The organism is Streptomyces sp. SS7 (genome assembly GCF_037993025.1).
Classification (GTDB): domain Bacteria; phylum Actinomycetota; class Actinomycetes; order Streptomycetales; family Streptomycetaceae; genus Streptomyces.
This window is the reverse complement of record NZ_CP141223.1, coordinates 7,207,956-7,234,411: the sequence shown is the minus strand read 5'-3', so window position 1 is coordinate 7,234,411 and position 26,456 is coordinate 7,207,956. Positions and strand designations below refer to the sequence as shown.

General features: G+C 72.8%; 22 protein-coding genes. 8 read left to right on the top strand and 14 right to left on the bottom strand.

Features of this window, described 5'->3' with window-relative positions; translation table 11 throughout:
- Positions 1–40: 40 nt before the first annotated feature.
- Genes murD through rsmH form a run of 7 tightly spaced genes read right to left on the bottom strand, consistent with a single transcriptional unit; the run spans position 41 to position 9,158 of the window.
- Positions 41–1,471: a UDP-N-acetylmuramoyl-L-alanine--D-glutamate ligase gene (gene murD / locus U5640_RS33190; protein WP_340380739.1), complete on the bottom strand. Its 1,431-nt coding sequence runs from the start codon at positions 1,469–1,471 to the stop codon at positions 41–43.
- A complete protein-coding gene (gene mraY, locus U5640_RS33185) occupies positions 1,453–2,526 on the bottom strand; it encodes a phospho-N-acetylmuramoyl-pentapeptide-transferase (RefSeq protein WP_067245222.1) in 1,074 nt (357 codons plus the stop codon). Before mraY ends, murD begins: the two co-directional genes overlap by 19 nt.
- Entirely contained in the window at positions 2,523–3,938 is a 1,416-nt protein-coding gene (gene murF / locus U5640_RS33180; protein WP_340380736.1) for a UDP-N-acetylmuramoyl-tripeptide--D-alanyl-D-alanine ligase, read from the bottom strand. Before murF ends, mraY begins: the two co-directional genes overlap by 4 nt.
- A gap of 4 nt (positions 3,939–3,942) precedes the next feature.
- Positions 3,943–5,598 carry a UDP-N-acetylmuramoyl-L-alanyl-D-glutamate--2,6-diaminopimelate ligase gene (locus tag U5640_RS33175; RefSeq protein ID WP_340380734.1) on the bottom strand — a complete coding sequence of 552 codons (1,656 nt, stop codon included), beginning with the start codon at positions 5,596–5,598 and terminating at the stop codon, positions 3,943–3,945.
- A gap of 56 nt (positions 5,599–5,654) precedes the next feature.
- On the bottom strand, positions 5,655–7,616 hold the full coding sequence (locus U5640_RS33170; RefSeq protein WP_340380732.1) for a penicillin-binding protein 2: 1,962 nt from the start codon (positions 7,614–7,616) through the stop codon (positions 5,655–5,657).
- 5 nt (positions 7,617–7,621) lie between these two features.
- Complete coding sequence (locus U5640_RS33165) at positions 7,622–8,155, bottom strand: septum formation initiator family protein (protein WP_340380730.1); 534 nt, start codon at positions 8,153–8,155, stop codon at positions 7,622–7,624.
- 46 nt (positions 8,156–8,201) lie between these two features.
- Entirely contained in the window at positions 8,202–9,158 is a 957-nt protein-coding gene (gene rsmH, locus U5640_RS33160; protein WP_340380728.1) for a 16S rRNA (cytosine(1402)-N(4))-methyltransferase RsmH, read from the bottom strand.
- Between the two features lie 342 nt (positions 9,159–9,500).
- Between rsmH and U5640_RS33155 the strand changes: the two genes are divergently transcribed.
- From U5640_RS33155 to U5640_RS33140, 4 genes are all read left to right on the top strand, one after another.
- Entirely contained in the window at positions 9,501–10,046 is a 546-nt protein-coding gene (locus U5640_RS33155; protein WP_340380726.1) for a carbonic anhydrase, read from the top strand.
- Between the two features lie 250 nt (positions 10,047–10,296).
- A complete protein-coding gene (locus U5640_RS33150; protein ID WP_340380724.1) occupies positions 10,297–11,334 on the top strand; it encodes a MoxR family ATPase in 1,038 nt (345 codons plus the stop codon).
- Positions 11,334–12,716 (top strand): DUF58 domain-containing protein, encoded by a 1,383-nt coding sequence (locus tag U5640_RS33145; protein WP_340380722.1) that lies wholly within the window; start codon positions 11,334–11,336, stop codon positions 12,714–12,716. The genes U5640_RS33150 and U5640_RS33145 overlap by 1 nt, the downstream gene beginning before the upstream one ends.
- Positions 12,713–15,217 (top strand): DUF3488 and transglutaminase-like domain-containing protein, encoded by a 2,505-nt coding sequence (locus U5640_RS33140; RefSeq protein WP_340380720.1) that lies wholly within the window; start codon positions 12,713–12,715, stop codon positions 15,215–15,217. The genes U5640_RS33145 and U5640_RS33140 overlap by 4 nt, the downstream gene beginning before the upstream one ends.
- Positions 15,218–15,314: 97 nt before the next feature.
- On the opposite strand, the gene U5640_RS33135 is transcribed toward U5640_RS33140, so the two are convergent.
- From U5640_RS33135 to U5640_RS33125, 3 genes are all read right to left on the bottom strand, one after another.
- Entirely contained in the window at positions 15,315–15,707 is a 393-nt protein-coding gene (locus tag U5640_RS33135; protein WP_340380718.1) for a DUF3040 domain-containing protein, read from the bottom strand.
- Between the two features lie 275 nt (positions 15,708–15,982).
- Positions 15,983–16,753 carry a methyltransferase gene (locus U5640_RS33130; RefSeq protein WP_340380716.1) on the bottom strand — a complete coding sequence of 257 codons (771 nt, stop codon included), beginning with the start codon at positions 16,751–16,753 and terminating at the stop codon, positions 15,983–15,985.
- Between the two features lie 317 nt (positions 16,754–17,070).
- The gene (locus tag U5640_RS33125; protein ID WP_340380714.1) at positions 17,071–17,634 is read right to left on the bottom strand and encodes an SAV_6107 family HEPN domain-containing protein; all 564 of its coding nucleotides are present in this window, start codon (positions 17,632–17,634) and stop codon (positions 17,071–17,073) included.
- Between the two features lie 165 nt (positions 17,635–17,799).
- On the opposite strand from U5640_RS33125, the gene U5640_RS33120 reads away from it, so the two are divergent.
- The 4 genes from U5640_RS33120 (at position 17,800) to U5640_RS33105 (ending at position 23,213) form a co-directional block, all read left to right on the top strand.
- Positions 17,800–18,591 carry an ATP-binding cassette domain-containing protein gene (locus U5640_RS33120; RefSeq protein ID WP_340380711.1) on the top strand — a complete coding sequence of 264 codons (792 nt, stop codon included), beginning with the start codon at positions 17,800–17,802 and terminating at the stop codon, positions 18,589–18,591.
- Positions 18,563–20,647 (top strand): YhgE/Pip domain-containing protein, encoded by a 2,085-nt coding sequence (locus U5640_RS33115; protein WP_340380709.1) that lies wholly within the window; start codon positions 18,563–18,565, stop codon positions 20,645–20,647. Before U5640_RS33120 ends, U5640_RS33115 begins: the two co-directional genes overlap by 29 nt.
- A 44-nt stretch (positions 20,648–20,691) precedes the next feature.
- On the top strand, positions 20,692–21,318 hold the full coding sequence (locus tag U5640_RS33110; RefSeq protein ID WP_340380707.1) for a TetR/AcrR family transcriptional regulator: 627 nt from the start codon (positions 20,692–20,694) through the stop codon (positions 21,316–21,318).
- Positions 21,319–21,740: 422 nt separating this feature from the next.
- Complete coding sequence (locus U5640_RS33105) at positions 21,741–23,213, top strand: NAD(P)/FAD-dependent oxidoreductase (protein ID WP_340380705.1); 1,473 nt, start codon at positions 21,741–21,743, stop codon at positions 23,211–23,213.
- A gap of 18 nt (positions 23,214–23,231) precedes the next feature.
- Here U5640_RS33105 and U5640_RS33100 read toward each other — a convergent pair whose 3' ends face one another.
- The 4 genes from U5640_RS33100 to U5640_RS33085 form a co-directional block, all read right to left on the bottom strand.
- Positions 23,232–24,260: a hypothetical protein gene (locus U5640_RS33100; RefSeq protein WP_340380703.1), complete on the bottom strand. Its 1,029-nt coding sequence runs from the start codon at positions 24,258–24,260 to the stop codon at positions 23,232–23,234.
- A gap of 56 nt (positions 24,261–24,316) precedes the next feature.
- The gene (metF, locus tag U5640_RS33095; RefSeq protein WP_340380701.1) at positions 24,317–25,240 is read right to left on the bottom strand and encodes a methylenetetrahydrofolate reductase [NAD(P)H]; all 924 of its coding nucleotides are present in this window, start codon (positions 25,238–25,240) and stop codon (positions 24,317–24,319) included.
- 142 nt (positions 25,241–25,382) lie between these two features.
- Positions 25,383–26,036 carry a thiamine phosphate synthase gene (thiE, locus tag U5640_RS33090; RefSeq protein ID WP_340380699.1) on the bottom strand — a complete coding sequence of 218 codons (654 nt, stop codon included), beginning with the start codon at positions 26,034–26,036 and terminating at the stop codon, positions 25,383–25,385.
- A 31-nt stretch (positions 26,037–26,067) separates the two neighbouring features.
- Entirely contained in the window at positions 26,068–26,433 is a 366-nt protein-coding gene (locus tag U5640_RS33085; protein WP_055638238.1) for an Rv2175c family DNA-binding protein, read from the bottom strand.
- Between the last annotated feature and the right edge of the window lie 23 nt (positions 26,434–26,456).

Sequence of the window (26,456 nt, the reverse complement as noted above, 5' to 3'; positions counted from 1 at the left end):
CCCGAACGTCACCGTCACGCGCCCTCCAAACGACCCGCCGTCAGGCGAGTTCACGCACCGCCTCGGCGAACGCGTCCCCGCGCTGGTTGTAGTTGACGAACATGTCCATGGAGGCGCAGGCCGGGGCGAGCAGGACCGTGTCTCCCGCGCGGGCGAGGCGCCGGGCCTCCTGGACAGCCGCGAGCATCGCCCCAGTGTCGGTCCGGTCGAGGTCCACGACGGGTACTTCCGGGGCGTGTCGCGCGAGGGCTTCGGCGATCAGCGCGCGGTCGGCGCCGATCAGGACGGCCCCGCGCAGCCGCGGGGCGGACTTGGCGACGAGCTCGTCGAAGGTCGCGCCCTTGGCGAGCCCGCCGGCGATCCACACGATCGACGGATACGCCGCCAACGAGGCCTCCGCGGCATGGGTGTTGGTGGCCTTGGAGTCGTCGATGTACGCGACGCCGTCCACGTCGGCCACGTGGGCGATGCGGTGGGCGTCCGGGGTGAAGGCCCGCAGGCCGTCCCGTACGGCCCTGGGAGGCACGCCGAAGGCGCGGGCGAGGGCCGCCGCGGCGAGGGCGTTGGCGATGTTGTGCGGGGCGGGCGGGGTGACGTCCGTGACCTCGGCGAGTTCCTGGGCGTTCTTCTGCCGGTTCTCGACGAACGCGCGGTCGACCAGGATGCCGTCGATCACGCCGAGTTGGGACGGTGCCGGGGTGCCGAGGGTGAAGCCGATGGCCCGGCAGCCCTCCTCGACGTCCGCCTCGCGCACCAGGTCCTCGGTGGCCTTGTCGGCGACGTTGTAGACGCAGGCGACGCGATTGCCCTCGTAGACGCGGCCCTTGTCGCGCGCGTACGCCTCCATCGAGCCGTGCCAGTCGAGGTGGTCGGGGGCGAGGTTCAGCACGGCCGCCGAGTGCGCCCGCAGGGAGGGCGCCCAGTGCAGCTGGTAGCTGGACAGTTCGACGGCCAGGACGTCGTACTCCTCGTCCCCGAGGACGGCGTCGAGCAGCGAGACGCCGATGTTGCCGACGGCCGCGGTGCGCAGTCCGGCCGCCTTCAGGATGGAGGCCAGCATCTGGGTCGTGGTCGTCTTGCCGTTGGTGCCGGTGACGCACAGCCAAGGGGCTGCGCCCGGGCCCCTGAGGCGCCAGGCCAGCTCGACGTCCCCCCAGACGTCCACGCCGGCTTCGGCGGCGGCCGCGAAGAGCGGCTTGTCGGGCTTCCAGCCGGGGGCGGTGACGATGAGGTCGGTGCCGTCGGGCAGGGTCGCTCCGTCGCCGAGCCGCACGGTGACGCCGAGCGCCTCCAGTGCGGCGGCCTGCTCACGCGCGCGCGGGTCGTCGCCGTCGTTGACGACGGTGACCCGGGCGCCGAGTCCGTGCAGCACCTTGGCCGCAGGGACGCCGGAGACCCCGAGTCCGGCGACGGTGACGTGCTTGCCCTCCCAGGAGAGCCCCTGCCCATCGGTCACTTGTCTGCTGCCCATCCCGCGTAGAAGAGGCCCAGTCCGACGATCACACAGATGCCCTGGATGATCCAGAACCGGACCACGACCAGGACTTCGGACCAGCCCTTGAGTTCGAAGTGGTGCTGGAGCGGTGCCATCCGGAAGACCCGCTTCCCGGTCAGCCGGAACGAGCCGACCTGGATGACCACCGACATGGTGATGAGGACGAACAGACCGCCCATGATGGCCACCAGCAGCTCTGTGCGGGAGCAGATGGCGAGGCCCGTGAGGACACCGCCGAGCGCCAGCGAACCGGTGTCGCCCATGAAGATCTTGGCCGGTGACGTGTTCCACCACAGGAAGCCCAGGCAGGCACCCATCAGCGCGGCGGAGACCACCGCGAGGTCCAGCGGATCGCGCACCTCGTAGCAGGCGTTGGGGTTCGTCAGCGTCTCGCCGTTGGCGCAGGACTCCTGGTACTGCCAGACGCCGATGAAGGTGTACGCGCCGAAGACGAGGACCGAGGCGCCGGTGGCGAGACCGTCCAGACCGTCGGTGAGGTTCACGCCGTTCGACATGGCGAGGATCATGAACAGCGCCCAGACGACGAACAGCACGGGGCCGATCGTCCAGCCGAAGTCCGTGATGAACGACAGCTTCGTGGAGGCCGGCGTGTTGCCGCGGGAGTCCGCGAACTGCAGCGACAGCACCGCGAAGGCGATACCGACGATCAGCTGGCCGGCCATCTTCGCCTTGGCCCGCAGACCGAGCGAGCGCCGCTTGACGATCTTGATGTAGTCGTCGAGGAAGCCGACGAGGCCCATGCCGCACATCAGGCCCAGCACCAGGAGACCGGAGTAGGTCGGCGGCTTGCCCGTGATCAGCTTGGACAGGAAGTACGCCGCGACCGTCGCCAGTATGAACGCGATACCGCCCATGGTCGGCGTACCGCGCTTGCTGGCGTGCTCGCGCGGGCCGTCGTCGCGGATGTACTGGCCGTAGCCCTTGCGCGCCAGCAGTTTGATCAGCAGCGGCGTGCCGATCAGCGTCAGGAAGAGGCCAATGACACCCGCGAACAGGATCTGCTTCATCATCGGGCGGAAACCTCACCCTCGGCACCGGTCGCGAGCAGCGCCTGCGCGACGCTCTCGAGGCCCACCGATCGGGACGCCTTCACGAGTACGACGTCCCCCGGGCGCAGCTCGCTGCGCAACAGGTCGACCGCCGCCTGTGCGTCGGACACGTGCACCGACTCCTCACCCCACGAACCCTCGTTATATGCGCCCAGTTGCAGCCAGGCGGCTTCCCTGCCCCCGACCGCGACGAGCTTGCTGACGTTGAGCCGGACGGCGAGCCGCCCGACAGCGTCGTGCTCGGCGAGCGCCTCGTCCCCGAGCTCGGCCATCTTGCCGAGCACCGCCCAGGTCCGCCTCCCCTTGCCCATGGCCGCCAGCGCGCGCAGAGCGGCTCGCATGGACTCGGGGTTCGCGTTGTAGGCGTCGTTGACGATCGTCACGCCGTCCGGGCGCTCGGTGACCTCCATCCGCCAGCGGGAGAGGGAGCCCGCCTCGGAGAGCGCGGTGGCGATCTCTGTTACGGACATGCCCAGCTCATGGGCGACGGCGGCCGCGGCGAGCGCGTTCGACACGTGGTGCTCACCGTACAGGCGCATGGTCACATCGCTGCACCCGGAGGGTGTGTGAAGGCTGAAGGAGGGCTGTCCGCTGTCCGTGAGTCGTACGTTCTCTGCCCGTACGTCCGCTTCGCCGGACTCTCCGAAAAGGACCACCTTCGCCTTCGTACGGGAGGCCATGGCCCGGACCAACGGGTTGTCGGCGTTGAGGATCGCGACACCGCCGTCGCCCGCCGGGGGCAGGCTCTCGACGAGCTCGCCCTTTGCCTGTGCGATCTGTTCGCGGCCGCCGAACTCGCCGATGTGGGCGGTGCCGACGTTCAGGACGAGACCGACCTTCGGCGGCGTCAGATCGGTGAGGTAGCGGATGTGCCCGATGCCGCGGGCGCCCATCTCCAGGACCAGGAAACGGGTTTCCTCGGTCGCGGACAGCGCGGTCAGCGGCAGCCCGATCTCGTTGTTGAGGGAGCCGGGGGTGAAGACGGTCGGCGCCTTGCGCCGGAGCACCTGGGCGATGAGGTCCTTGGTGCTGGTCTTGCCGGCCGAGCCGGTGAGCGCGACGAGGGTCGTGCCGAGCGTGTGCACGACGTGCCGGGCGAGGGCGCCGAGGGCGGCCTGGACGTCGTCCACGACGATCGCGGGCACACCGACCGGGCGCGAGGCCAGGACGGCCACCGCGCCCGCCTCGACGACCGCGGCCGCGTAGTCGTGGCCGTCGACCCGTTCGCCGACGAAGGCGACGAAGAGGCTGCCGGGCTCCACCTCGCGGGAGTCCCGGACGACCGGTCCGGTGACTTCCGCGGACGGATCCGGTATGTCGTACGTCTGCCCGCCGACGACTGCTGCGATCTCGGCGAGGGAGAGGGCGATCACAAGTTCATCCCTGGGTCTGCTGGATAGCTTCGCGAAGCACCTGGCGGTCGTCGAACGGACGGACCACTCCGGCGATGTCCTGGCCCTGCTCATGGCCCTTGCCCGCGACCAGCACGGTGTCCCCGGCGTGCGCGCGGGCGACGGCGGCGGCGATCGCGGCGGCCCGGTCCTCGAACAGGAGCACCTCGCCGCGCTCGTGCGCGGGCACCGACGCGGCCCCTTCGAGCATGGTCGCGAGGATCGCGAGGGGGTCCTCGGAGCGGGGGTTGTCGGAGGTCAGTACGGCGGTGTCGGCGAGCCGTGCCGCGGCGGCGCCCATCGGCGCGCGCTTGGTGCGGTCCCGGTCGCCGCCGCAGCCGATGACGACGTGCAGCCGGCCCTTGGTGACCTTGCGCAGCGCCCTGAGCACCGATTCGACGGCGTCCGTCTTGTGGGCGTAGTCGACGACCGCGAGGTAGGGCTGGCCGGCGTCGACCCGCTCCAGGCGGCCCGGCACGCCCGGTACGGCGGCGACGCCGTCGGCGGCGGTCTGCGGGTCGAGTCCCGCGGCGGCGAGGGCGACGACGGCTGCGAGGGTGTTGGCCACGTTGAACGCGCCGGGCAGCGGCGCCTTGGCGGCGACCCGCACCCCGTCCGGGCCGAGGACGGTGAACGTCGAGTCCATCGGGCCGATGTGGACCTCGGTCGCGCGCCAGTCGGCGTCGGGGTTCCCCTCGGCGGAGAAGGTGACGACGGGGACCTCGGCCTCGCCGGCCAGCCGGCGGCCGTAGGCGTCGTCGAGGTTGACCACGCCGAGTTTGCTGCGTTCAAGCGTGAACAGCCGCGCCTTGGCCCGGAAGTAGTCCTCCATGTCGGAGTGGAACTCCATGTGTTCCGGGCTGAGGTTGTTGAAGACGGCGATGTCGAAGACGCAGCCGTCGACCCGGCCGAGGACGAGGGCGTGGCTGGACACCTCCATGGCGACCGCCTCGACCCCGCGCTCGCGCATCACGGCGAACAGGGCCTGCAGATCGGTGGCCTCGGGGGTGGTGCGCTCGGACTTGATGCGCTCCTCGCCGATGCGCATCTCGACCGTGCCGATCAGCCCGGTGGACTTCAGCGACTTCAGCCCGCCCTCCACCAGGTAGGCGGTGGTGGTCTTGCCGGAGGTGCCGGTGATGCCGATCTGGAGCAGGTCGCGGCCCGGGCGGCCGTAGATCGTGGCCGCCAGCTCGCCCATCCGCGCGCGCGGGTCGTCGGCGACCAGGACCGGCAGTCCGGTCGCGGCGGCGCGCTCGGCCCCGGTCGGGTCCGTGAGCACGGCGACCGCGCCGAGGCCGGCGGCCTGGGTGACGAAGTCGGCACCGTGCAGCCGGGCGCCCGGGAGGGCCGCGTACAGGTCGCCGGGGCGGACGGCGCGCGAGTCGTGGGTGATGCCCGTGACGGTCGCCTCGCTGCGCACGGCGGTGGCCCCCAGCTGGTCGGCGAGCTCCGCGAGGGGTGCGGCGGAGACCTGAACCGGCCTGGGCGGTCCCGGGTATGTCACGGAAGCGCCCTTCTGGGTGGTTTGGGACTGATCAGCGTGTGGCACGGCGGTGAGCGTACCGGGCGCACCCGCCTGCGGGCGAAGCGAGGCGGAGGGGGACGCGTGGTTCCCGGGGTCGGGAGTGATCATGGTCACGGGCTGATTCCTGGCTGGTTCGGCGCTGAACAGCGATGGGCGGGGCGGGCGGGACGTCAGGGGGAGAAGGTCACGGGCAGGTTGGCCGCCTTCGCCCCGGTCGGCGGGATCTGGAGGGTCTTCAGGGCGAACTCCATGACCTGCTTGAAGATGGGGCCGCAGATCTGGCCGCCGAAGTAGCTGCCCTGGGTGGCGTTCTGGATGGCGCAGTAGACGGTGACCCGGGGCTGGTCGGCGGGGGCGAAGCCGGCGAAGGAGGACGTGTATCCCTTGTACTTGCCGGTGGCCGGATCCACGCGGTTCGCCGTGCCCGTCTTGCCCGCGACGCGGTAGCCGGGGATGCGCGCCCTGGTGCCGGTGCCCTCCTGGTCGTCCACGACCGACTCCAGCATCTGGGCGAGGGCCTTCGCCGTCTTCGCGCTGACCACCCGGGTCTTCTTGGGTGCGGCGGCGGGGGTGAAGCGGCCGTCGGGGCCCTGGGTGCCGCGCACCAGGGTCGGCTCGATCCGTACGCCGCCGTTGGCGATGGTCGAGTAGACGGAGGCGGCCTGGAGCGCGTTGAGCGAGACGCCCTGTCCGAAAGGGATCGTGTACTGCTGCGACGTGGACCAGGTGCCGGGCGCGGCGAGGATGCCCTTGGTCTCGCCGGGGAAGCCGAGTCCGCTGTAGCTGCCGAGACCGAACTTGCGCAGGTAGGAGTAGAGGACCCGGTTGGTCTCGGCCTGGGTCTTGCCGAGTTGCCCGGTGGCGAGGATCGTGCCGATGTTGCTGGACTTGGCGAGCACGCCGTTGAGCGTCAGGTTCCAGGTCGGGTGGTCGATGTCGTCCTTGAAGAGCCGGTCGCCGCGGTGCAGCCGGTTCGGTACGACGACATGGGTGAGCGGGGTGGCGACGTTCTCCTCGAGGACGGCCGCCATCGACATGATCTTGGCGGTGGAGCCGGGCTCGTAGGCGTCCTGGAGGGCCGCGTTGCCGAGGGCGTTCGGGTCGGCGGTGGTGAGGTCGTTGGGGTCGAAGCCGGGCGAGTTGGCCATGGCGAGGATCTCGCCGGTGCGGGTGTCCTGGACGACGACGTAACCGCGGTCCGCCTTGGACGCCTTGACCTGCTCGGTGATGGCGTTCTGGGCGGCCCACTGGATGTCCCGGTCGATCGTGAGCTCGACGTCGGAGCCGGGCACGGCGGGGGTCTCGGTGGAACCGGCGGTGGGGACCTGGAGACCGCCGGACTGGGCGTAGCGGATCTTGCCGTTCTTGCCGGCCAGGACGGAGTTCAGCTGCTGCTCGATGCCACCGCCGCCCCTGCCCTCGGCGTTGACCCAGCCGAGCACGGAGGCGGCGAGGTCGCCGTTGGGGTACACGCGCTTGCTGCTGGGGACCGCGAAGAGTCCCGCGAGGACGTTGACCGTGGTGCCGTCGGAGCGGGACTTGGCGGCGAGCGCGGAGCGCAGGTCCTTGATCTGCTTCCAGACCTCCGGGGTCTGCCGGACGGCCAGCAGCGCGTACTGCGACCTGGTGTTGCTGGGCCGGAGCTTGGCGACGACCGCGGACTGCTCCTGGCCGAGGATCGGGGCGAGGAGGGCGGCGGCCTGCTCGGGGCCGTCGTCGATCCGCAGGTGCTCGCGGTTGAACATCGTCGGGTCGGCGGTGATGTCGTAGGCGTCCTCGCTGCTGGCGAGGGCGACCCCGCTGCGGTCGGTGATCTCGCCGCGCTCGGCGGCCAGCACCTGGCCGACGTACCGGTTCCGGTCGGCCTTGGCGGCGTAGGTGCCGGCGTCGACGGCCTGGACCTGGAGGAGGCGCACCACGAAGGCGGCCATCACCAGGGTGAGGGCGAGGCCGACCATGCGCAGCCGGGGGCGGGGGCTGCCGAGCCGGATGGCACGCGGGGCCGCCGGGCGCGGGGCGGGCGGACGGCGGGCCGGGCGGGCGCCGGGGCCGGGCCGTCGCTGGGCGGAGGCGGGGCGGGAGGGCCGGGCGGGGCCGGGCACGCGGCGGCGGGGCGGTTCCCTGTCGGACACTGCCGTCACCTGCCGGGGGTCGTGGGAAGGGCTGTGGTGGGAGCCGGCGGGGCGCTCTGCGCGGGAGTGCCGGGCGGGGCGGCCGAGGGCGACGCCGGGGGCGGGGCGACCGTCCGGGACGGCGTCATCGCCTCGGGCGGCCGTACGACGTCGGCGGCGCCCTGCGCGGACTGCCCGGCCGCGGCCGAGGGGACACCCTTGACGGTGCCGTCGGGCTCCAGGAAGGCGGGGTCGCCGCCGGGGACCATACCGAGTTCGCCGGCGCGGCGCCGCAGGGCGTCCGGGGCGGAGTAGGAGTCGATGTCGCGCTGGAGCGCCTGTTCCTCGTCGGTGAGGTTCTTGGTGTCCCGCTGGAGGTCGCCCATCCGGAACGAGCCCTCACTGAGCGCGGAGTTCAGCACCAGCAGCCCGATCAGGCCGCCGCCGAGCAGGAGGACGACGAGGAGGACGAACGGGGTGCGGGCCGCCTGGCGCGGTCCCGCGGGGAACAGCCGGGCCAGCCGGGCCGCCCTCCCCTTGAGTTCGGGTTTCCTGCTCACTCGCCCTCCCCCGAGTCCGGTTTTCCCACCTGCGCCCGCCGCGCCCTCATTCGATGGACTCCCTGATGCGTTCGGCCCCGCGCAGCCGGGCCGGTGCCGCGCGCCGGTTCTCGGCGACCTCTTCCTCGGTGGGAAGTTCGGCACCGCGGGTCAGCAGCTTGAGCCGCGGCTGGTAGCGCTCCGGGACGACCGGCAGCCCGGGCGGGGCGGTGGTGGCGGCGCCGGCCGCGAACACCTGCTTGACCAGCCGGTCCTCCAGGGAGTGGTACGACAGCACGGCGATCCGTCCGCCCACGTCGATCGCCTCGACGGCGGCCGGGATCGCCCGCTCCAGCACCGACAGCTCGCCGTTGACCTCGATGCGCAGCGCCTGGAAGGTGCGCTTGGCAGGGTTCCCGCCGGTGCGCATGGCGGCCTGCGGCAGGGCGCCGCGGATCAGCTCGACCAGCCGGGCACTGTTGCTGAACGGCTCCTTCGCGCGTTCCCGGACGATCGCGGAGACGATCCGCTTGGCCTGCTTCTCCTCGCCGTACGCCCGCAGGATGCGCACCAGTTCGCCGGGCGCGTAGGTGTTGAGGACCTCGGCGGCGCTGATGCCGGTCGTCTGGTCCATGCGCATGTCGAGCGGGGCGTCCTGGGCGTAGGCGAAGCCCCGGCCTGCCTCGTCGAGCTGCATGGAGGACACGCCGAGGTCGAACAGGACGCCCTGGACGTGCGGGAGGCCGAGCCGGTCGAGGACGTCGGGGAGTTCGTCGTAGACGGCGTGCACGAGGGTGGCGCGCTCGCCGAAGGGGGCGAGGCGCTCGCCGGAGAGCCGCAGGGCCTCCTTGTCGCGGTCCAGGGCGACGAGCCGTACCTCGGGGAACTGCGTCAGCAGGGCCTCGCTGTGACCGCCGAGGCCGAGGGTGCAGTCGACGACGACGGCTCCGGGCCGCCGCAGGGCGGGGGCCAACAGGTCCAGGCACCTCTGGAGCATCACCGGGACGTGTCGACTCTGGCTCACGGGGCCCTCTCAGATCCGGCGGGAACGCGCACCGCCGGGTCCCCGCCCTCTCGTCTGGGGAAGGCCTGCCGCGGCATGCGGGGAAGTCAGTCCAGCAGGGAGATCGCCGTCGAGATCGCCGCCTCCCGCTTCGCGTCACTTTAGTCCACCGTGACTCGCGGTCAATCAACCGGCCTGCGCGTCGCGGGCGGGCGCCGCGGTGAAGCGCGGGGGCGGGGGAATTCACCCGGCCGGGCGGCTCGACCTCACTCCTGTGGCTTACCTCACAAGCACGACGTGATGACGCTCTTTTTCCCTTCTCACAACAGGACCGCAAGGGCCGTGACCAGTACCGTCATGGTTATGACGACTTCCGCATCCCTACCCACCGAGTCCGAAGGCGCCATACCCGGCGGCACGGTGACCGACCGTCTCGTCGACGCGAACGAGCGGTACGCCGCCGCCTTCACCGATCCCGGCATGGACGCCCGGCCGGTGCTGCACGTGGCGGTCGTGGCCTGCATGGACGCCCGTCTCGACCTGCACGCGGCGCTCGGCCTGGAGCTGGGCGACTGCCACACGATCCGCAACGCGGGCGGGGTGGTCACCGACGACGTGATCCGGTCACTCACGATCAGCCAGCGCAAGCTGGGCACCCGCAGCATCGTGCTGATCCACCACACGGGCTGCGGACTGGAGGCGATCACCGAGGACTTCCGCACCGAACTGGAGATGGAGGTCGGCCAGCGTCCGGCCTGGGCGGTGGAGGCGTTCCGGGACGTGGACCAGGACGTACGGCAGTCCATGCAGCGGGTGCGCACCTCGCCGTTCCTGCTGCACACGGACGAGGTGCGCGGGTTCGTGTTCGACGTGCGGACGGGCCTGCTGCGCGAGATCGACCCCGCCTGACCGCGCGTACCGTGGCCTTTCTGCTGTCGTTCACCTGTTGATTTCCCCCCGCCTCGATGCGCAAAAGGTCATAGAACCGACATATCGCGGGCAGTTGTCCACAGGCGAGTGACACGAATCGGTAACGGCAGCAAGAATGCGGTTGTGACGCCACGCCGAACATTTCACGGGTGGCGCACGTGATTCGGGGTGGGCCGGTTCGCGGTGAAGAGCGTCGGCCCGGAGGAATGTAAGGGCCGAGGAGGGCCGGGTGACGACCTATGACGAGCGAGCGAGCCTCACGGATCTGACCGCCACTGTGGATCGAGTCCGCAGTTCGGTGGAGGGAGTGATCGAGGGCAAGCCCGAGGTCGTACGGCTTTCGCTGACCGTGCTGCTCGCCGAGGGACATCTTCTGATCGAGGACGTCCCCGGCGTCGGCAAGACCATGCTCGCCAAGGCGCTGGCGAGGTCCATCGACTGTTCGGTGCGGCGGATCCAGTTCACACCGGACCTGCTGCCCTCGGACATCACCGGCGTGTCGATCTGGGACCAGCAGCGCCGTGACTTCGAGTTCAAGCCGGGCGCGATCTTCGCCCAGATCGTGATCGGCGACGAGATCAACCGGGCCTCGCCCAAGACGCAGTCCGCGCTCCTGGAGTCCCTGGAGGAGCGCCAGGTCACCATCGACGGGCAGACCTACGAGCTGCCGAGCCCCTTCATGGTGGTGGCCACGCAGAACCCGGTCGAGATGGAGGGCACCTACCCGCTGCCCGAGGCCCAGCGCGACCGTTTCATGGCCCGGGTCTCCATCGGCTACCCGAGCGCCGAGGCCGAACTGCAGATGCTCGACGTGCACGGCGGGGTCAGCCCGCTGGACGACCTCCAGCCGGTCGCCCACGCGCACGAGATCGTCAAGCTGATCGACGCGGTCCGCACGGTCCACGTAGCCGAATCGGTTCGCCGCTACGCCGTCGACCTGGTCGGCGCCACCCGCACCCACCCGGACCTCAGACTCGGCGCCTCGCCGCGCGCGACGCTGCACCTGCTGCGCGCGGCGAAGGCGTCCGCCGCCCTCGCGGGCCGGGACTACGCGCTGCCGGACGACGTGCAGAACCTCGCCGTGGCCGTCCTGGCCCACCGCCTGCTGCCCACCGCGCAGGCCCAGCTCAACCGCCGTACGGCGGAACAGGTCGTCGAGGAGATCCTGCAGCGCACCCCCGTGCCCACCGGCGGCCAGCAGCACGCCTACGGCGCTCTGGGCCAGAACACGCCCGCGTACCCGCAGCAGCCGCCGCGGAGGATCTGATGACCACCGGGGGGACCGGCCGGACCGGACAGCCCCAGGGCAGCCGCCCGGAGAAGGGCGGCGCCCGGACCGCCCTGGCGGGTCTGAGCACCCGCGGGCGCTCCTTCCTGGCGGCCGGCATAGCCGCCGCCGTCTGCGCGTACGTGCTCGGCCAGCCCAACCTGCTGCGGGTCGGGCTGCTGCTCGCCGCGCTGCCGCTGATCTGCGCGGCCGTCGTCTACCGCACCCGCTACCGTGTCGCCGGCAGCCGCCGGCTGGTCCCCGCGCGCGTGCCGGCCGGCGACGAGGCCCGCGTCCATCTGCGGATGGACAACGTCTCGCGGCTGCCCACCGGCCTGCTGATGCTCCAGGACAAGGTGCCCTACGTCCTCGGCCCGCGCCCCCGGTTCGTCCTGGACCGGGTGGAGGCGGGCGGCCGGCGCGAGGTGTCCTACCGGGTCCGCTCCGATCTGCGCGGCCGCTATCCGCTGGGCCCGCTCCAGCTCCGGCTGAGCGACCCGTTCGGCATGTGCGAACTGACCCGGTCCTTCTCGACGTACGACACGCTGACGGTGATCCCCCGCGTGGAGGCGCTGCCGCCGGTGCGGCTGACCGGCGAGGCCAAGGGATACGGCGACGGGCGGCAGCGCGCGGTGGCGCTGGCCGGCGAGGACGACGTGATCCCGCGCGGCTACCGCTACGGCGACGACCTGCGCCGGGTGCACTGGCGTTCGACCGCCCGGTACGGCGAGCTGATGGTGCGCCGCGAGGAGCAGCCCCAGCGGGCCCGCTGCACGGTGCTGCTGGACACCCGCGCCCTGGCCTACGCGGGAGCCGGCCCGGACTCGGCCTTCGAATGGGCGGTCTCGGGCGCCGCGTCCGTCCTGGTGCACATGCTGGAGCGGGGCTTCTCGGTGCGGCTGCTGACGGACACCGGCACCTCGGTGCCCGGGGAGGGCGCCGACGGGTACGCCGGGGCCGGCGGCGAGTCGGCGGACGCGGCCGGGCTGATGATGGACACCCTCGCGGTGATCGACCACTCCGACGGCGCGAGCCTGTCGCGCGCCTACGACGTGCTGCGCGGCGGCAACGAGGGACTGCTGGTGGCGTTCTTCGGCGACATCGACGAGGAACAGGCGGCCATCGCCGCGAAGATGCGCCAGCGCAGCGGGGGCGCGGTCGCCTTCCTGCTGGACAGCGACACCTGGGGACGTGAACCGGACGGCATGGCCCGGACGATGAACAGTCAGGAGGAGCGGCTGCGGCTGCTGCGCGAGGCGGGCTGGACCGTCCTCGGCGTACCGCGCGGCACCTCGCTGAACGAACTGTGGCGGCAGGCCGACCGCGAGCGGGCGGGCGTCGTCATGGCGGGCGGGACACGTGCGGGGGAGGCGGGATCATGAGCGGACGGGCTCGGCTGACACTGTGCTCGGCGGCGGCCACACTGATGGCGTCGTGCGCCCTGCTGCCCCTCGTCGACCCGGCGACCTGGATCCTCCAGGCGGCGGTGCTGCTGGTGATCCAGTCCGGGGTGGGCGCGGCCGCCCGCCGGGTGCCGCTGGCCCGGCCGCTGACGGTGGCCGCCCAGGCCCTGGTCACGCTGCTGCTGCTCACCCTGGTCTTCGCCCGGGAGCAGGCGCTGCTCGGCGTCGTCCCCGGCCCGGAGGCGGTCCGGCACCTCGGGGAGCTGCTGCGGGCGGGCGCCGAGGACGTCGGGCAGTACGCGATCCCCGCCCCCCTGTCCGACGGCATCCGGCTGATGACGGTCGGCGGAGTGCTGGTGATCGGCCTGGCGGTGGACACCCTCGCGGTGACCTTCCGCAACGCCGCGCCGGCCGGTCTGCCGCTGCTCGCGCTGTACTCGGTGGCCGCGGGCCTGTCGAACGGGCCGAGCGCCTGGGTGTGGTTCCTGGTCGCCGCGGTCGGCTATCTGATGCTGCTGCTGGCCGAGGGCCGCGAGCGGCTCGCCCAGTGGGGCCGGGTCTTCGCCGGCGCCCCGCGCACCGCGGGCGGTCCGCCGGCGACGGTGGCTCCGGTGCGCACCGGGCGGCGCATCGGCATGGCAGCGCTGGGTGTGGCCCTGGTGGTGCCGCTGCTGCCGCTGCCCGCGATCGAGGGCGGCCTGCTGGCGGGCGCCGGGACGGGCGCGGGCGCGGGCAACGGCAGCGGGGGCACGATCTCCGCGGTCAACCCGGTGGTCTCGCTGCGCGACAGCCTGAACGTGAACGACGACCGCACGGTCCTCACGCTGAGCACCAACGCCGACGACCTGTCGGACATGTATCTGCGGATCGTCTCCCTGGACGACTTCGACGGCACCACCTGGAAGCCCTCCAAGCGCCACATCGTCGCCGTGCCGGACGAGTTCCCCACGCCCTCCGGCCTGGGGCCGGGGATCAAGCGCGCGGTGGTCGACACCCGGATCTCGGCCGCCGCCGGCTACGCCCAGGCCTGGCTGCCGATGCCGTACCCGCCGAGCGGTGTGAAGATCAAGGGCGACTGGAGGTACGAACCGGTCGGCATGACCCTCGTCGGCGACCACGGCGAGGACACCAGCGGCAAGACGTACGAGGTGACGAGCCTCGATGTGCAGCCGACGGCGAAGCAGCTGGAGGCGGCGCCGAAGGCGCCGAGCTCGATCCGGGACGAGTACACCAAGGTGCCCGGATCGCTGCCGAAGGCGGTGTCGCGCCAGGCGAGGGAGATCACCGCGGGCGCGACCAGCGACTATGCGAAGGCGGTCGCGCTCCAGGACTACTTCGCGGTGACGGGCGGCTTCGAGTACGACACCGATGTGGAGGTCGGCTCCGGGCCGGACGCGATCGCCCGCTTCCTGCGGGACAAGCAGGGTTTCTGCGTCCACTTCTCGTTCGCGATGGCGGCGATGGCCCGCACGCTGGGGATACCGGCCCGGGTCGCCGTGGGCTTCGCGCCGGGTTCGCCGCAGGCGGACGGTTCGGTGGCGGTGAGCCTGAAGGACGCGCACGCCTGGCCCGAGCTGTACTTCGAGGGCGTGGGCTGGACCCGTTTCGAGCCGACCCCGACGCGCGGGACGACACCGTCGTACACGGTGCCGGACTCCTCCACCGCGGACACCCCCGACCTGCCGCAGTCCTCGCAGTCGGCGGACGCGGCCCCGTCGGCGGCGCCCTCGGCGAGCACGAGCTGCTCGGCGCAGGACAAGAAGCTCGACGGCTGCGGTGCGGCGCTCCCGCTGGACGAGGCGGACCAGGGCGACGGGGGCACCCCGCTGTACCAGACGGTCGGCTGGATCCTGCTGGGCGCCCTGGCGCTCGCCCTGCCGCTGCTGCCGATGCTGTGGCGGCTGCGGCGGCGGTCGGTGCGGCTGGCGTCGGCCCGGCACTCCGGGGCCGTGGCGGCCCGGGGACGGCGTCCGGCGGGCGGCACCGAGGGGCTCGCGGCGGAAGGCTCCGGTCCCGCCGTGCTGCTGGACGAGCCGTCCCACGAGGCGGCCGAGGCCGCCACGGCACATGTGCTGGCGGTCTGGCGCGAGCTCGTCGACACGGCCTGGGACTACGGCATCGAGCCGGACGACGCGCTGACCCCCCGGCGGGCGGCGGCGCGGATCGTGCGGATCGGGGAACTGGACGAGTCGGCGGCCGGGTCGGTGCACCGGGTGGCCGGAGCCGTGGAGCAGGTGCTGTTCGCTCCGCGCCCGCGCGCCGGGACCGGGCTGTCGCAGGAGGTCCACCGGGTGCGGGCCGCGCTGCGGGCCAGGGTCGGGTGGACCACCCGGGTGCGGGCGGTCGTCGCACCCCGCTCGGCCGTCCGGGCGGTCTGGGACCTCGCGGACCGCTGGACGGCCCTCAAGGCGTCCTGGGCGGGCCGGGCGGCCCAGCTGGCGGGCCTGCTGCGCCGACGCCCCTCGGGCCAGCAGAGCTGAGCCGCGGAGGACGAAGACGCCGAGAGGCGCATACGTCGAGGGGGTGACCACCCGGTGGGTGGTCACCCCCTCGACGTCGTCCGGGGTGGGGGGCCGGTCAGTGGCCGCCCTGCTCGTCTCGGCGGCGCTGCCAGCGCTGCTCGATCCGGTCCATCAGTGAGCGCTTCTGCCGTCCCTGACCGCGGGTGTGCTGCGCGCCCGCGGGGTGTTCGCCCGGCTTGGGCGCCTTGCGCCAGCCGGTGACCGCGAGCACCGCACAGCCCAGCATGACGAGGAAGCCCACGACACTGAGCCACACCTGCTTGGCGACCATTCCCGCCATGAGGAGCGCGATACCCACGAGGAAGCCCGCGACCGCCTGGTAGACCCGCCGCCGGGTGTACGTACGCAGCCCGCTTCCCTCGAGCGCCGACGCGAACTTGGGATCTTCGGCGTACAGCGCTCGCTCCATCTGCTCGAGCATGCGCTGCTCGTGCTCCGAGAGCGGCACGGAGTCCTCCTCATCGTGCAGTCGCCGGGGCGACTCGGGGGTCCCTTCAGGATAGGCAGGGATTCGCCCCCGTGAAACCCGCCCCTCTACGCCAATTGGCCAACCGGAGCCCGCCATGGGCGTCCCGGTCCGCTGAGGCTTCCATTCCCCGGCGGCCGACCCGTCATGCCGGGCGGTCTCCCTCGATCATACGGCGCACCGCGCCCGAACGGGGGGCCTGTGGCGTACTCCATGTGCCGCCAAGCCCCTGATCAGCGGGCGGGGTCCGGGAGCGCTCAGGCCCCCTCGGTCCCCCGTGCCTCACCGAGCACATGGAGCTGGGTGGCGACGGAGTGGAAGGCGGGGAGTTCGGCGGCGGCCTCCTCGAGCTTGAGCAGGGCGTCGAGGGCGCCGGGCTCGGTGTCCACGAGGACGCCGGGGACGAGGTCGGCGAAGACCCGTACGCCGTGCACGGCGGTGACGCCGAGGCCGGCGCGCTCGACGAGCCCGGTGAGCTGCTCGGCGGTGAAGCGGCGCGGCACGGGGTCACCGCTGCCCCAGCGGCCGTCCGGGTCCGAGAGCGCCTGCCGGGCCTCCTTGAAGTGCCCGGCGAGGGCCCGCGCCAGGACGGCTCCGCCGAGACCGGCGGCCAGGAGGCTGAGGACGCCGTCGGGGCGCAGGGCGGCCACGGTGTTGCGGACGCCTTCGGCGGGATCGTCGACGTACTCCAGGACGCCGTGGCACAGGACGGCGTCGTAACCGCCGCGCTCGACCACGTCGAAGAGGCCGTGGGCGTCGCCCTGGACGCCGCGCACCCGGTCGGCGACGCCGGCCTCGGCGGTGCGGCGCTCCAGCGCGAAGAGCGCGTTGGGGCTGGGGTCGACCACCGTGACCCGGTGGCCGAGGCGGGCGACGGGCACCGCGAAGTTGCCGCTGCCGCCGCCGGTGTCGAGGACGTCGAGCGCCTCACGGCCGGTGGCCTTGACCCGGCGCTCGAGGGCGTCCTGGAGGACCTCCCAGACCACGGCGGTACGGAGAGCGGCACGGGGGCGGATCGGGTCCGGCACGGCGGTTGACTCCTCGGCGCGGCACCGCCTCTTGCGCGGCGGAGCGAACGGGCTGCCTCCCGGACCGGCGCGACCGGGGCGGGCCGGGCGGAGGGAAGGCTTCAAACATCGTCCACCCTATTGCCTCCACGGCCCGGACCGGCCACGGCGTCCCGCCGAGTCCGGCATCCCCGACCGGCTCTGATCCGGCGCCGCGGGACGGCCCGCCACGGCCGCCCGAAGGCAGCGACGACCGACGGCCAGCAGCACCGGAGCCCGGTCCCGCCCTCGGACGCTTCCGCCCGCAGCCCGCTTCCGCGCCCGGACCGCTTCCGCCCTCAGCCCGCGTCCGGCATCGCCCCTCCCGCTGCCCTGCCCTCCGGCGCGTCGCCGTCCTGGCGGGGCTGGGGCAGGACGGGCTGGAGGACCAGCATGCGCTCGACGAGGCGGACGAACATCGCCACGTCGCGTATCAGGTCGTCGGCGTCCCGGCGGCTGGCCGCGCCCTGGATGCCCGCCTCGGCCCGGGCGCGGCGCCGGGCCCCGGAGGCGAACAGGGCGCTCCACTCGGTGAGTTCGGGCGCGATCTCGGGCAGCACCTCCCAGGCGCTGCGGATGCGTGCCCGCTTGCGGGGTGAGGGGTCGGGGCGGCCGCGGGCGGCGAGGACGGCGGCGGCGGTGCGCAGGGCGGCGAGATGGGCCGTGGCGTAGCGCTCGTTGGGCGTTTCGAGGACGGCCGCCTCCTCCAGGCCGGAGCGGGCCTGGGCGAGCAGGTCGAGTGCGGCGGGCGGTGCCGTGGTGCGGCGCAGCACGGGGTGGACGTCGCTCGCCGGGCCGGTCAGTGAGGGGGCAGGGCCGGTGGCGCGGCGCCGGTGTGCGGCGGCTGCGTGGGAGCTGGCCATGACGAACCTCCTGTCGTCTGGGTGACGGCACTCCCTGTCCGGTGGTGCCGTATGGGCCCATCGTGCGGTATGCCACTGACAATCCGTTCTGACCTGCCCTTTTGCTTCGATCGGAAGTTCGGGCTACTTTTGCACTGACCAGTCAGTTCAAAAGTAGGGGGGACTGTGGGCGGCGTCCGCATCACAGCCGAAGGCCTCGGCCTCGAGGGCCCCCGGGGATGGGCCTTCCGCGGCGTGGACCTCGACGCGGAACCCGGTTCGCTGCTCGCGATCGAGGGACCGTCCGGCTCCGGCCGCACGAGCCTGCTCCTCGCGCTCACCGGCCGGATGAGGACCACCGAGGGGACGGCGACCGTGGGCACGGCACGGCTGCCGCAGCACGCGGCGGCCGTGCGCCGGACCGGCGCGCTCGCCCATGTCGCCGGCGTCACCGACCTCGACCCGGCACTCACCGTCGACGAGCACCTGCGCGAACGGGCCCTGCTCCAGCGGCGGTTCGGCGTATCCGTACGGGATCTGCTGCGCCCGCGCGCGGAGCGGGCCGCGGCGGCGGCGCTCCGGACCGACACCGCGCTGGAGGCGGCCGGTCTCGACCGCGCGGCCCTGCCCAAGGGCGGCCGGACCGCCGTACGCGATCTGGAACGGACCGAGGCGCTGCGGCTGTCGGTGGCCCTCGCGCTCGTCGGACGGCCGGCCCTGCTCGGCGTCGACGACACCGACCTGAAGCTGTCCGAGGCGGAACGCGACGCGGTCTGGGACCTGTTGCGGGCGATCGCCGCGTCCGGGACCACCGTCCTGGCGGTCTGCGCCGAGGCCCCCGAAGGGATCACCGCGGTGTCCACCCGCGCCCCCGGCGACGGGGCCCCGGAGACCGAAGGCCCCGCCACCGAGGGCTCCGCCCCCGGACCCGACGAGAAGGAGAAGGCCGATGCGCTCGCCCCGACTGGCCGCGCTTGAGCTGCGCCGCTTCGGCAGGGGGAAACTGCCGCGGGCCGCCCTGGTGGCGCTTCTGCTGCTGCCCCTGCTCTACGGGGCGCTGTACCTGTGGTCGTTCTGGGACCCCTACGGCCGGCTCGACCGCATCCCGGTGGCGCTGGTGAACGACGACAAGGGGGCGACGGCCGACGGGAAGCGGATCACGGCCGGGGACGACATCACCCGGGGGCTTCGGGACAGCAAGGTGTTCGACTGGCACGAGGTGAGCGCCGAGCAGGCACGCGCGGGCGTGGAGGACGGCACGTACTACCTGTCGCTGACCATGCCCGCCGACCTCAGCGCGCGGATCGCCTCCAGCGCGGGCGACACGCCGGAGACCGGCGCCCTTCGGGTGCGCACGAACGACGCGAACAACTACATCGTCGGGCAGATCTCACGGACCGTCTTCAGTGAGGTCCGCACGGCGGCCTCCACGAAGGCCTCGCGGTCGTTCCTGGACAAGATCTTCGTCTCGTTCTCCGACCTCCACGGCCGGACGGCGGAGGCGGCCGACGGCGCCGACGACCTCACCAGCGGCATCGGCAAGGCCGAGAAGGGGTCCAAGGACCTCGCCGACGGGCTGTCCGCGGCCAAGAAGGGCAGCGGCTCGCTGGCCACGGGGCTGGAGAAGCTCGACGCGGGGTCCGGCGACCTGGCGGACGGCACCCGACAGGTCGCGAACGGCACCCAGACGCTCGCCGACCGGGTCAACGGGGTCGCGGGCAAGGTGGGTCCCTTCCTGAAGGACAACGAGCAGACCATCGGCGACACCGCGCAGCTCGTCGCGGACTCCGCCGGGACGGTCGCCGCCCACCTCGACACGCTCGTGAAGGCCGCCCCGACCGCCGCCGAGGGCGCGCACACCGCCGCGGACACGCTCGCCGCCCTCTACCGGACCCGCTGCGCCGACCCGGTGGCGCCGGACCCCGCCTGCGCGGACCTGGCGAAGGCCCGGGACACGGCCGGGGATGTCGCCACGATCGCGGACGACCTGAACACGCTGATCGCCGACCAGGACGGCGACCTGAGGACCCTGCGCGCCCACCTCGGCACGCTCCAGGAGCAGGCGCAGGCCCTCGCCGACCGGGCCCCGCGCCTCTCCGAGGACCTCGACGACGCCGTGACCCGGATCAACGCCCTCAACACCGGCGCCCGGAAGGTCGCCGCGGGAGCGCGGGAGCTGCACACCGGGCTCGGCACGGCCAGCTCCGGCGCCGGCACCCTGGACCAGGGCGTCGGCAGGCTCAGGTCGGGGGCCGAGGACCTCACCGGCGGCATGTTCAAGCTCTCCGACGGCTCCGGACAGCTCGCCGACGGACTGCACGACGGCGCCGCCCGGATCCCCGACTACGACGAGCGGCAGCGCGACACGCGGACCGCCGTCATGGCCGACCCCGTACGACTCGCCGCCCAGGACCTGCACAAGGCGGCGAACTACGGCACCGGATTCGCCCCGTACTTCATCCCGCTGTCGCTGTGGGTGGGCGCGATGGTGGCGTACATGCTGATCCCGCCGATGAACCGGCGCGCCCTCGCCATGGGCGCCTCGGCCTGGCGGATCGCGCTGGCGGGCTGGCTGCCGGTGGTCGCCGTCGGGGTGCTCCAGACGACGGCGCTGATGGCCGTGCTGCACTGGGCGATCGGTCTGCAGATGGCCCGCGCGGCCGGGACGGTGGGCTTCCTGTTCCTCGTCACGGCGTGCTTCGCGGCCCTCGTGCAGTGGCTCAACGCACGCTTCGGCGCGGCGGGCCGGATCCTCGTCCTCGCGCTGCTGATGCTCCAGCTGACCTCGGCGGGCGGCACCTATCCGGTGCAGACGAGCCCCGGCTTCTTCAACGCCGTCCACCCCTGGCTGCCGATGAGTTACGTCGTGGAGGCACTGCGCAGGCTCATCACGGGCGGCGGTCTGCAACCGGTGTGGCACGCGTGCGGGGTGCTCGTCCTGTTCACCGCGGGAGCGCTCGCGCTGACCGCCCTGTCGGCCCGCCGCCGCCAGGTGTGGACGCTGGACCGGCTGCACCCGGAACTGAGCCTGTGACGATGCGGCGTACGGGAGGTCGGGTTCCTGTGACAATCGGGACCATGGAAAGCAGCACCACGTCGGGCGGCCGCACCCGCCGCGAGGCCACCCGGCAGAAGCTCTACGAGGCGGCCGTCACCCTCATCGCCGAACAGGGCTTCTCCGCCACCACGGTGGACGAGATCGCCGAGCGGGCCGGCGTCGCGAAGGGCACGGTCTACTACAACTTCGCGAGCAAGTCGGTCCTCTTCGAGGAGTTGCTGCGGCATGGGGTGGGCCTGCTCACGGCCTCCCTGAGACAGGCCGCCGAGGACACCGAGCGACGGGGCGGCAGCAAGGTCGACGCACTGGACGCGATGGTCCGCGCGGGCCTCGTCTTCATCGAGCGCTACCCGTCCTTCACCCAGCTGTACGTGGCCGAGCTGTGGCGCACCAACCGGACCTGGCAGTCCACGCTGATGGTGGTGCGCGAGCAGGCGGTGGCCGTCGTGGAGGGCGTGCTGCGCACGGGTGTGGAGAACGGCGAGTTCAGCGAGGAGATCGACGTCCAGCTGACCGCGTCCGCGCTGGTCGGGATGGTCCTGGTGGCGGCCCTGGACTGGCAGGCGTTCCAGCCGGAGCGCTCGCTGGACGACGTCCACTCCGCTCTGTCCCGGCTGCTGCAGGGGCGGGTGAGCGGTCCCCGCTGAGGGCGGGGCGCACACGAAAGCGCCGGTCCGTCGTGGCCGCGTCCCCCGCGGGCCACCACGCACCGGCGCTTCGCCGTGCTCCCCCGTTCCCCCCGCTTCCCCTGTTTCCCCCGTTGTTCCCCGTGCGGTCGTTCCCCCGGGTCTCCCCCGTGCCTCGCTCCCGCCGAGCGGTCGGCGGAAGGAGCGGAGCGAGGGCCGCTCCGTTCCGGCGCCCCGTGTCGCCGGTGCCGGAGCCGCGCCCCTTTTCCGTGTCTCCACTGTCGCGTCCGCGCCGGTCGGCCCCCATCCGCGCGCGTACTCAACTCACCCACTAGGTACGTGTACTCAGGCCTGTGTGCTCAACCCCAGGCCGCTCCGCGCCCCTGTGGTCACCATCGCCTCCGTCGCCGTACTTGTCGGTGGCGGCCGATAAAGTCGCGGGCATGGCACGGATTGCGGTGATCGGCGCCGGGCTGGGCGCGATGGCGACCGCCGCCCGGCTGGCCGTCGCGGGCCACCGGGTGGCGGTGTACGAACGTACGGAGACGTACGGCGGAGCGGTGCGCCGCTTCGAGCGGGACGGCTTCGGCTTCGACACCGGGCCGGGGCTGCTGCCCCTGCCCGCGGTCTACCGGGACCTGTTCGTCAAGACGGGCAAGGAGCCGCTGGAGGCCTGCGTCGAGCTGGTCCAGGTCGATCCGTCGGCCCGGCACGTGTTCGCGGACGGCACCGAGGTGTCCCTGCCGAACGCCTCGCGCGCGGGGGTCGTCTCCGCCTTGGACGAGGCGCTCGGCGAGGGCGCGGGGCTCGCCTGGGGCGACTTCCTGGTCCGGGCCCGCGAGACCTGGGACCGCACCCGCCGCCCCCTCCTGGAGGAGCCCCTGTGGCCGAACTGGCGGGTCCTGGCCGACCGGGAGCCGTACCCGGCGGTGCCGCACAGGAAGCTGCTGCGCACCCGCCGCGCGGGCACCCTCGCCGAGGTGGGCGCCCAGGAGCTGCGCGACCCCCGGCTGGCCGCCCTGCTGGACGGGCACGCGCTGGCGTACGGCCTGGATCCCCGCCGCGCCCCGGCGAGCGCGGCCGTGCTGCCGTACATGGAGCACGCCTTCGGCATGTGGTACGTGCGCGGCGGTCTGCGGGAGCTGGCCCGCGCGGTGTACGAGCGGTGCGAGGCCCGCCGGGTGGAGTTCGTCTTCGGCGCCGACGCCGTCCGGGTGCGGGAGAAGGACGGCCGGGCGACGGGCGTCGAGCTGGCCGGCGGTGAGGTGGTGGACGCGGACTTCGTGGTCGCGCCCGGCGGCCTGGCGGGGCTGCCCGCGCGCGGCGAGGGCGAGGTGCCGTCCCAGCGGGGCCTGCCCAGCAGGCTGACGGTGCTGCTCGCGCTGCGCGGCGCCCGCCCGGAGGGGACCGCGCACCGGACGGTGGTGCACACCGCGGACCGCGAGGGCGAGCTGGAGAGCCTGTTCGGTACAGCGCCCGCGGTGCCCGCGCGGCCGACGGTCACGGTGCTGCGGCCCGGCGACCCGGCGCTGGTGCCGGACGGCGACCACGAGACGGTCACGCTCGCTGCCACGGTGCCCGCGGGGGCTCAGGTGCGCGAGGAACACGTGGAGGCGCTGGTCTCCGCCGCCGAGCGGGCCGTGCCGGGGTTGCGCGAGCGGGTGCTGTGGCGGGAGGTGCGCACCCCCGCCGACATCGCGGCGGAGACGGGCGCCCCGGGCGGCGCCGTCCCGGCGCCGTCGCTGGCGGCGGCCGGGGGCCGGCTGCTGCACCCGGCGAACTCGACCGGTCTGCACGGGCTGTTCACGGTCGGCGGCTGGTCGCATCCCGGGGGCGGACTGCCCCACGCGGGCATGTCGGGCGCCCTGGTGGCCGGACTGATCGTAGAAGGACCGGAGTTCCGCGGCTCGCAGTGAGGGCCCGGCGGCCGTGCGTCAGAAGCGGTACTGCTGGTCGTCGTACCCGTTGTCCTGCTGGCCCTGCCGGGCGTCCCCCTGGTACGGGTACTGCTGCTGCTCGGGCGGGACGTCACCGCCGAAGGGGTCGTCGGTGCGCTGCTGCGGGACCCAGACACCGCCCGCGGGGGTCTCCCCGTAGCCCCCGGCGCCGCCGGTGCCGTACTGCTCCTGGCCGTAGCCCTGCTGCCCGTACTGCTGCTGGTCGTAGCTGCCGTCGTAGGAGCCGCCGCCGTACGTCTGGGTGCCGATGTAGGGGTCGGAGTAGGCGGCGTACTGCTGCTCGCCGGTGGTGTCGTAGCCGTACTGCTGCTGGTTGTACCCGGAGTAGCCGTCGTAGCCGTAGCCCTGGTCGGTGCCCTGGGCGGCCGTCGCGTACTGGTCCTGGGACCGGCCGGTGGCCTCCTCGTACGCGGCGTCGGTGTATATGCCGTAGGCGTTGGTGTCGTCGGGCATGGGCTGCGGCGAGTAGACCGTGGTGGTCTCCGCGGCGGCGGCCTGGGACGGGCGGGCGGCCGGGGTGAAGACGTCGTCGCGGTCGTAGTCGTCCTCGGCGAAGGCGCCCGCGCCCTTGTCCTGGCCGTAGGCCGGGCCGTCGCCGCCGAACGAGGAGGGGTCGAGGTCGCCGTAACCGGGAAGGCTGCCCCTGCCCGGCTCGGCGCCGTCCAGGTCCTCGTCCTCGCGGTCGTCCTTGGTGCGGCGGCCCTTGCCGAAGCCCTTGCCGAAGCCCTTGGGGAGCGGTCCCTCGCCGTCGCCGCGGCGCACGGCCCAGCCCTCGGCGAAACCGCGGCGGAAGGAGAGCGTGACGTACGTCTGGCCGACCGCGAAGGCGGCCGCGCCCAGCCCGATGACGATCACCGAGGGGATCAGCACACCGAGCACGACACCGAGGAAGCCCACGAAGGCCAGCAGTCGCCAGCGCAGGCGCGCCTTGTACTGCAGCAGCACCTCACCGAGCAGCCACAGCGCGACGATGCCGAACGCGATGTAGAGGACCGTCCAGCCCATGTACGCCCCTCTCCCAGTGGCCGCTACGCAGTGTGTCGTAAATCGGTGCGACCGGTCTAGGCCTGCGGCGGGTGGTGCAGACCCAGGTTCTCGTAGATTTCCAGTGTCGCCGTGGAGTTGTTGAGCGTGATGAAGTGCAGTCCGGGCACTCCCTCGGCGAGAAGCCGAGCGCAGAACTCCGTGGCGAAGTCGATGCCAATGGAGCGTACAGCGGCCGGATCCTCTTTGGCTGTGAGGATCCGCTCTTTCAGGACGTCCGGGAAGTGCGCGTTGCTGAGCCGGGGCAGCCTCTCCAGCATCTTCACGCTGGTCACCGGCAGGACCTCCGGGATGACGGGGGTGTCGCAGCCGGCCGCCGCGACCCGGTCGCGCAGCCGCAGATAGGACTCGGGCTGGAAGAACATCTGCGTGATGGCGTAGTCGGCGCCCGCCCGGCACTTGTCGACGAAGTGCGCGACGTCGGTGTCCCGGTCGCCGGAGCGCGGGTGCATCTCGGGGAAGGCGGCGACGCCGACGCAGAAGTCGCCCGACTCCTTGATGAGCCGGACGAGCTCGGCGGCGTAGGTGAGCCCCTGCGGATGGGGCACCCAGTCGCCCATCGGGTCGCCGGGCGGGTCGCCGCGCACCGCGAGCATGTTGCGGATTCCGGCGTCGGCGTACTGGCCGATGATGTTGCGCAGCTCGGCGACGGAGTGGTCGACCGCGGTGAGGTGCGCCACCGGGGTGAGGGTGGTGTCGACGACGATCTGCTGGGTCTCCTTGACCGTGGTCGCCCGGGTGGAGCCACCGGCGCCGTACGTCACCGAGACGAAGTCGGGGGCGACCGCCTCGACCCTGCGGAGCGCGTCCCACAGACTCCGCTCTCCCTTGGGCGTCTTCGGCGCGTAGAACTCGAACGAGTACGTCGTCTTGCCGGTCGCCAGGATGTCACGCACGGTGCGTGCGCGGTCCGTCCGGGTGGATGCGGTTCCGAGGGCCATACCCGCAGGTTAACCAGGGCCCGACGGTCACCCAACCGGATGCCGGATATTTGCCCGAATTGTCGGCCCGTTGTCCACCCATTGGACACACATCCGGACAGGCATACGGGCAGACATTCGGCCAGACAGGCGAAGAGGCGTCCTAGAGCCCCGGGTGGCGCAACCGCTTCGCGAACTCCGCCGCGGCCGCGCCCGGATCGTCCGCCTCGGTGAGGGCCCGGACGACCACGACACGGCGGGCTCCGGCCTCCAGCACCTCGTCGAGGGTGCCGAGGTCGATGCCGCCGATCGCGAACCAGGGGCGGTCGGTGCCCAGGGCGGCGGTGTGCCGGACCAGGCCGAGGCCGGGGGCGGGCCGGCCGGGCTTGGTGGGGGTGGGCCAGCAGGGGCCGGTGCAGAAGTAGTCCACGCCCTCCTGGACGGCGGCGGCCTCCGCCTCCGCCTCGGAGTGGGTGGAACGGCCGATGAGCACGTCGTCGCCGAGGATCGCGCGGGCGGCGGGCACCGGCAGGTCGCCCTGGCCGAGGTGGAGGACGTCGGCGCGGGCCGCGTGGGCGACATCGGCCCGGTCGTTGACCGCGAGGAGTCTGTCGTGCCGGGCGCAGGCCTCGGCGAACACCGCGAGCAGCTCCAGCTCCTGGGCGGCCTCCATGCCCTTGTCGCGCAGCTGGACGATGTCGACACCGCCCGCGAGGACCGCGTCCAGGAACTCCGGGAGGTCGCCCTGGCGGGTGCGGGCGTCCGTGCACAGGTACAGCCGGGCGTCGGCCAGGCGCGCGCGAGCGGTGTCGGTCATCGATGTCCCCCGTGGTGTCGGTACGGCCGGCTCAGACGGCGAGCGCCTGGGCGCGGCGCTTCACTTCCGTGCCGCGATTCTCGCTGAGGGCCTGGGCGGGGGTGCCGGGCAGGCTGTCGTCGGGTGTGAAGAGCCACTCCAGCATCTCTTCGTCCGTGAAGCCGTCGTCCCGCAGCAGCGTCAGGGTCCCGGCGAGGCCCTTGACGACCTTGTCGCCGTCGATGAAGGCGGCGGGGACGTGCAGCGCGCGGTTCTCCCCGCGGCGTACGGCGATGAGCTGGCCCTCCTTGATCAGCTGCCGGACGCGGATCACGTCGACATCGAGCATCTCCGCGATGTCGGGCACGGTCAGCCAGGCAGGGACGAGAGCATCGGTCTTTGCGTCAATCTCGGTCACGGGGTCAAGGGTAGGCGCATCTT

Coding starts and splice junctions, on each gene's coding strand:
- murD (WP_340380739.1), bottom strand. CDS start 1,471: ATGGGCAGCAGACAAGTGACCGATGGGCAGGGGCTCTCCTGGGAGGGC.
- mraY (WP_067245222.1), bottom strand. CDS start 2,526: ATGATGAAGCAGATCCTGTTCGCGGGTGTCATTGGCCTCTTCCTGACG.
- U5640_RS33155 (WP_340380726.1), top strand. CDS start 9,501: ATGACGACTTCCGCATCCCTACCCACCGAGTCCGAAGGCGCCATACCC.
- U5640_RS33145 (WP_340380722.1), top strand. CDS start 11,334: ATGACCACCGGGGGGACCGGCCGGACCGGACAGCCCCAGGGCAGCCGC.
- U5640_RS33140 (WP_340380720.1), top strand. CDS start 12,713: ATGAGCGGACGGGCTCGGCTGACACTGTGCTCGGCGGCGGCCACACTG.
- U5640_RS33125 (WP_340380714.1), bottom strand. CDS start 17,634: ATGGCCAGCTCCCACGCAGCCGCCGCACACCGGCGCCGCGCCACCGGC.
- U5640_RS33115 (WP_340380709.1), top strand. CDS start 18,563: ATGCGCTCGCCCCGACTGGCCGCGCTTGAGCTGCGCCGCTTCGGCAGG.
- U5640_RS33110 (WP_340380707.1), top strand. CDS start 20,692: ATGGAAAGCAGCACCACGTCGGGCGGCCGCACCCGCCGCGAGGCCACC.
- U5640_RS33105 (WP_340380705.1), top strand. CDS start 21,741: ATGGCACGGATTGCGGTGATCGGCGCCGGGCTGGGCGCGATGGCGACC.
- U5640_RS33100 (WP_340380703.1), bottom strand. CDS start 24,260: ATGGGCTGGACGGTCCTCTACATCGCGTTCGGCATCGTCGCGCTGTGG.
- metF (WP_340380701.1), bottom strand. CDS start 25,240: ATGGCCCTCGGAACCGCATCCACCCGGACGGACCGCGCACGCACCGTG.
- thiE (WP_340380699.1), bottom strand. CDS start 26,036: ATGACCGACACCGCTCGCGCGCGCCTGGCCGACGCCCGGCTGTACCTG.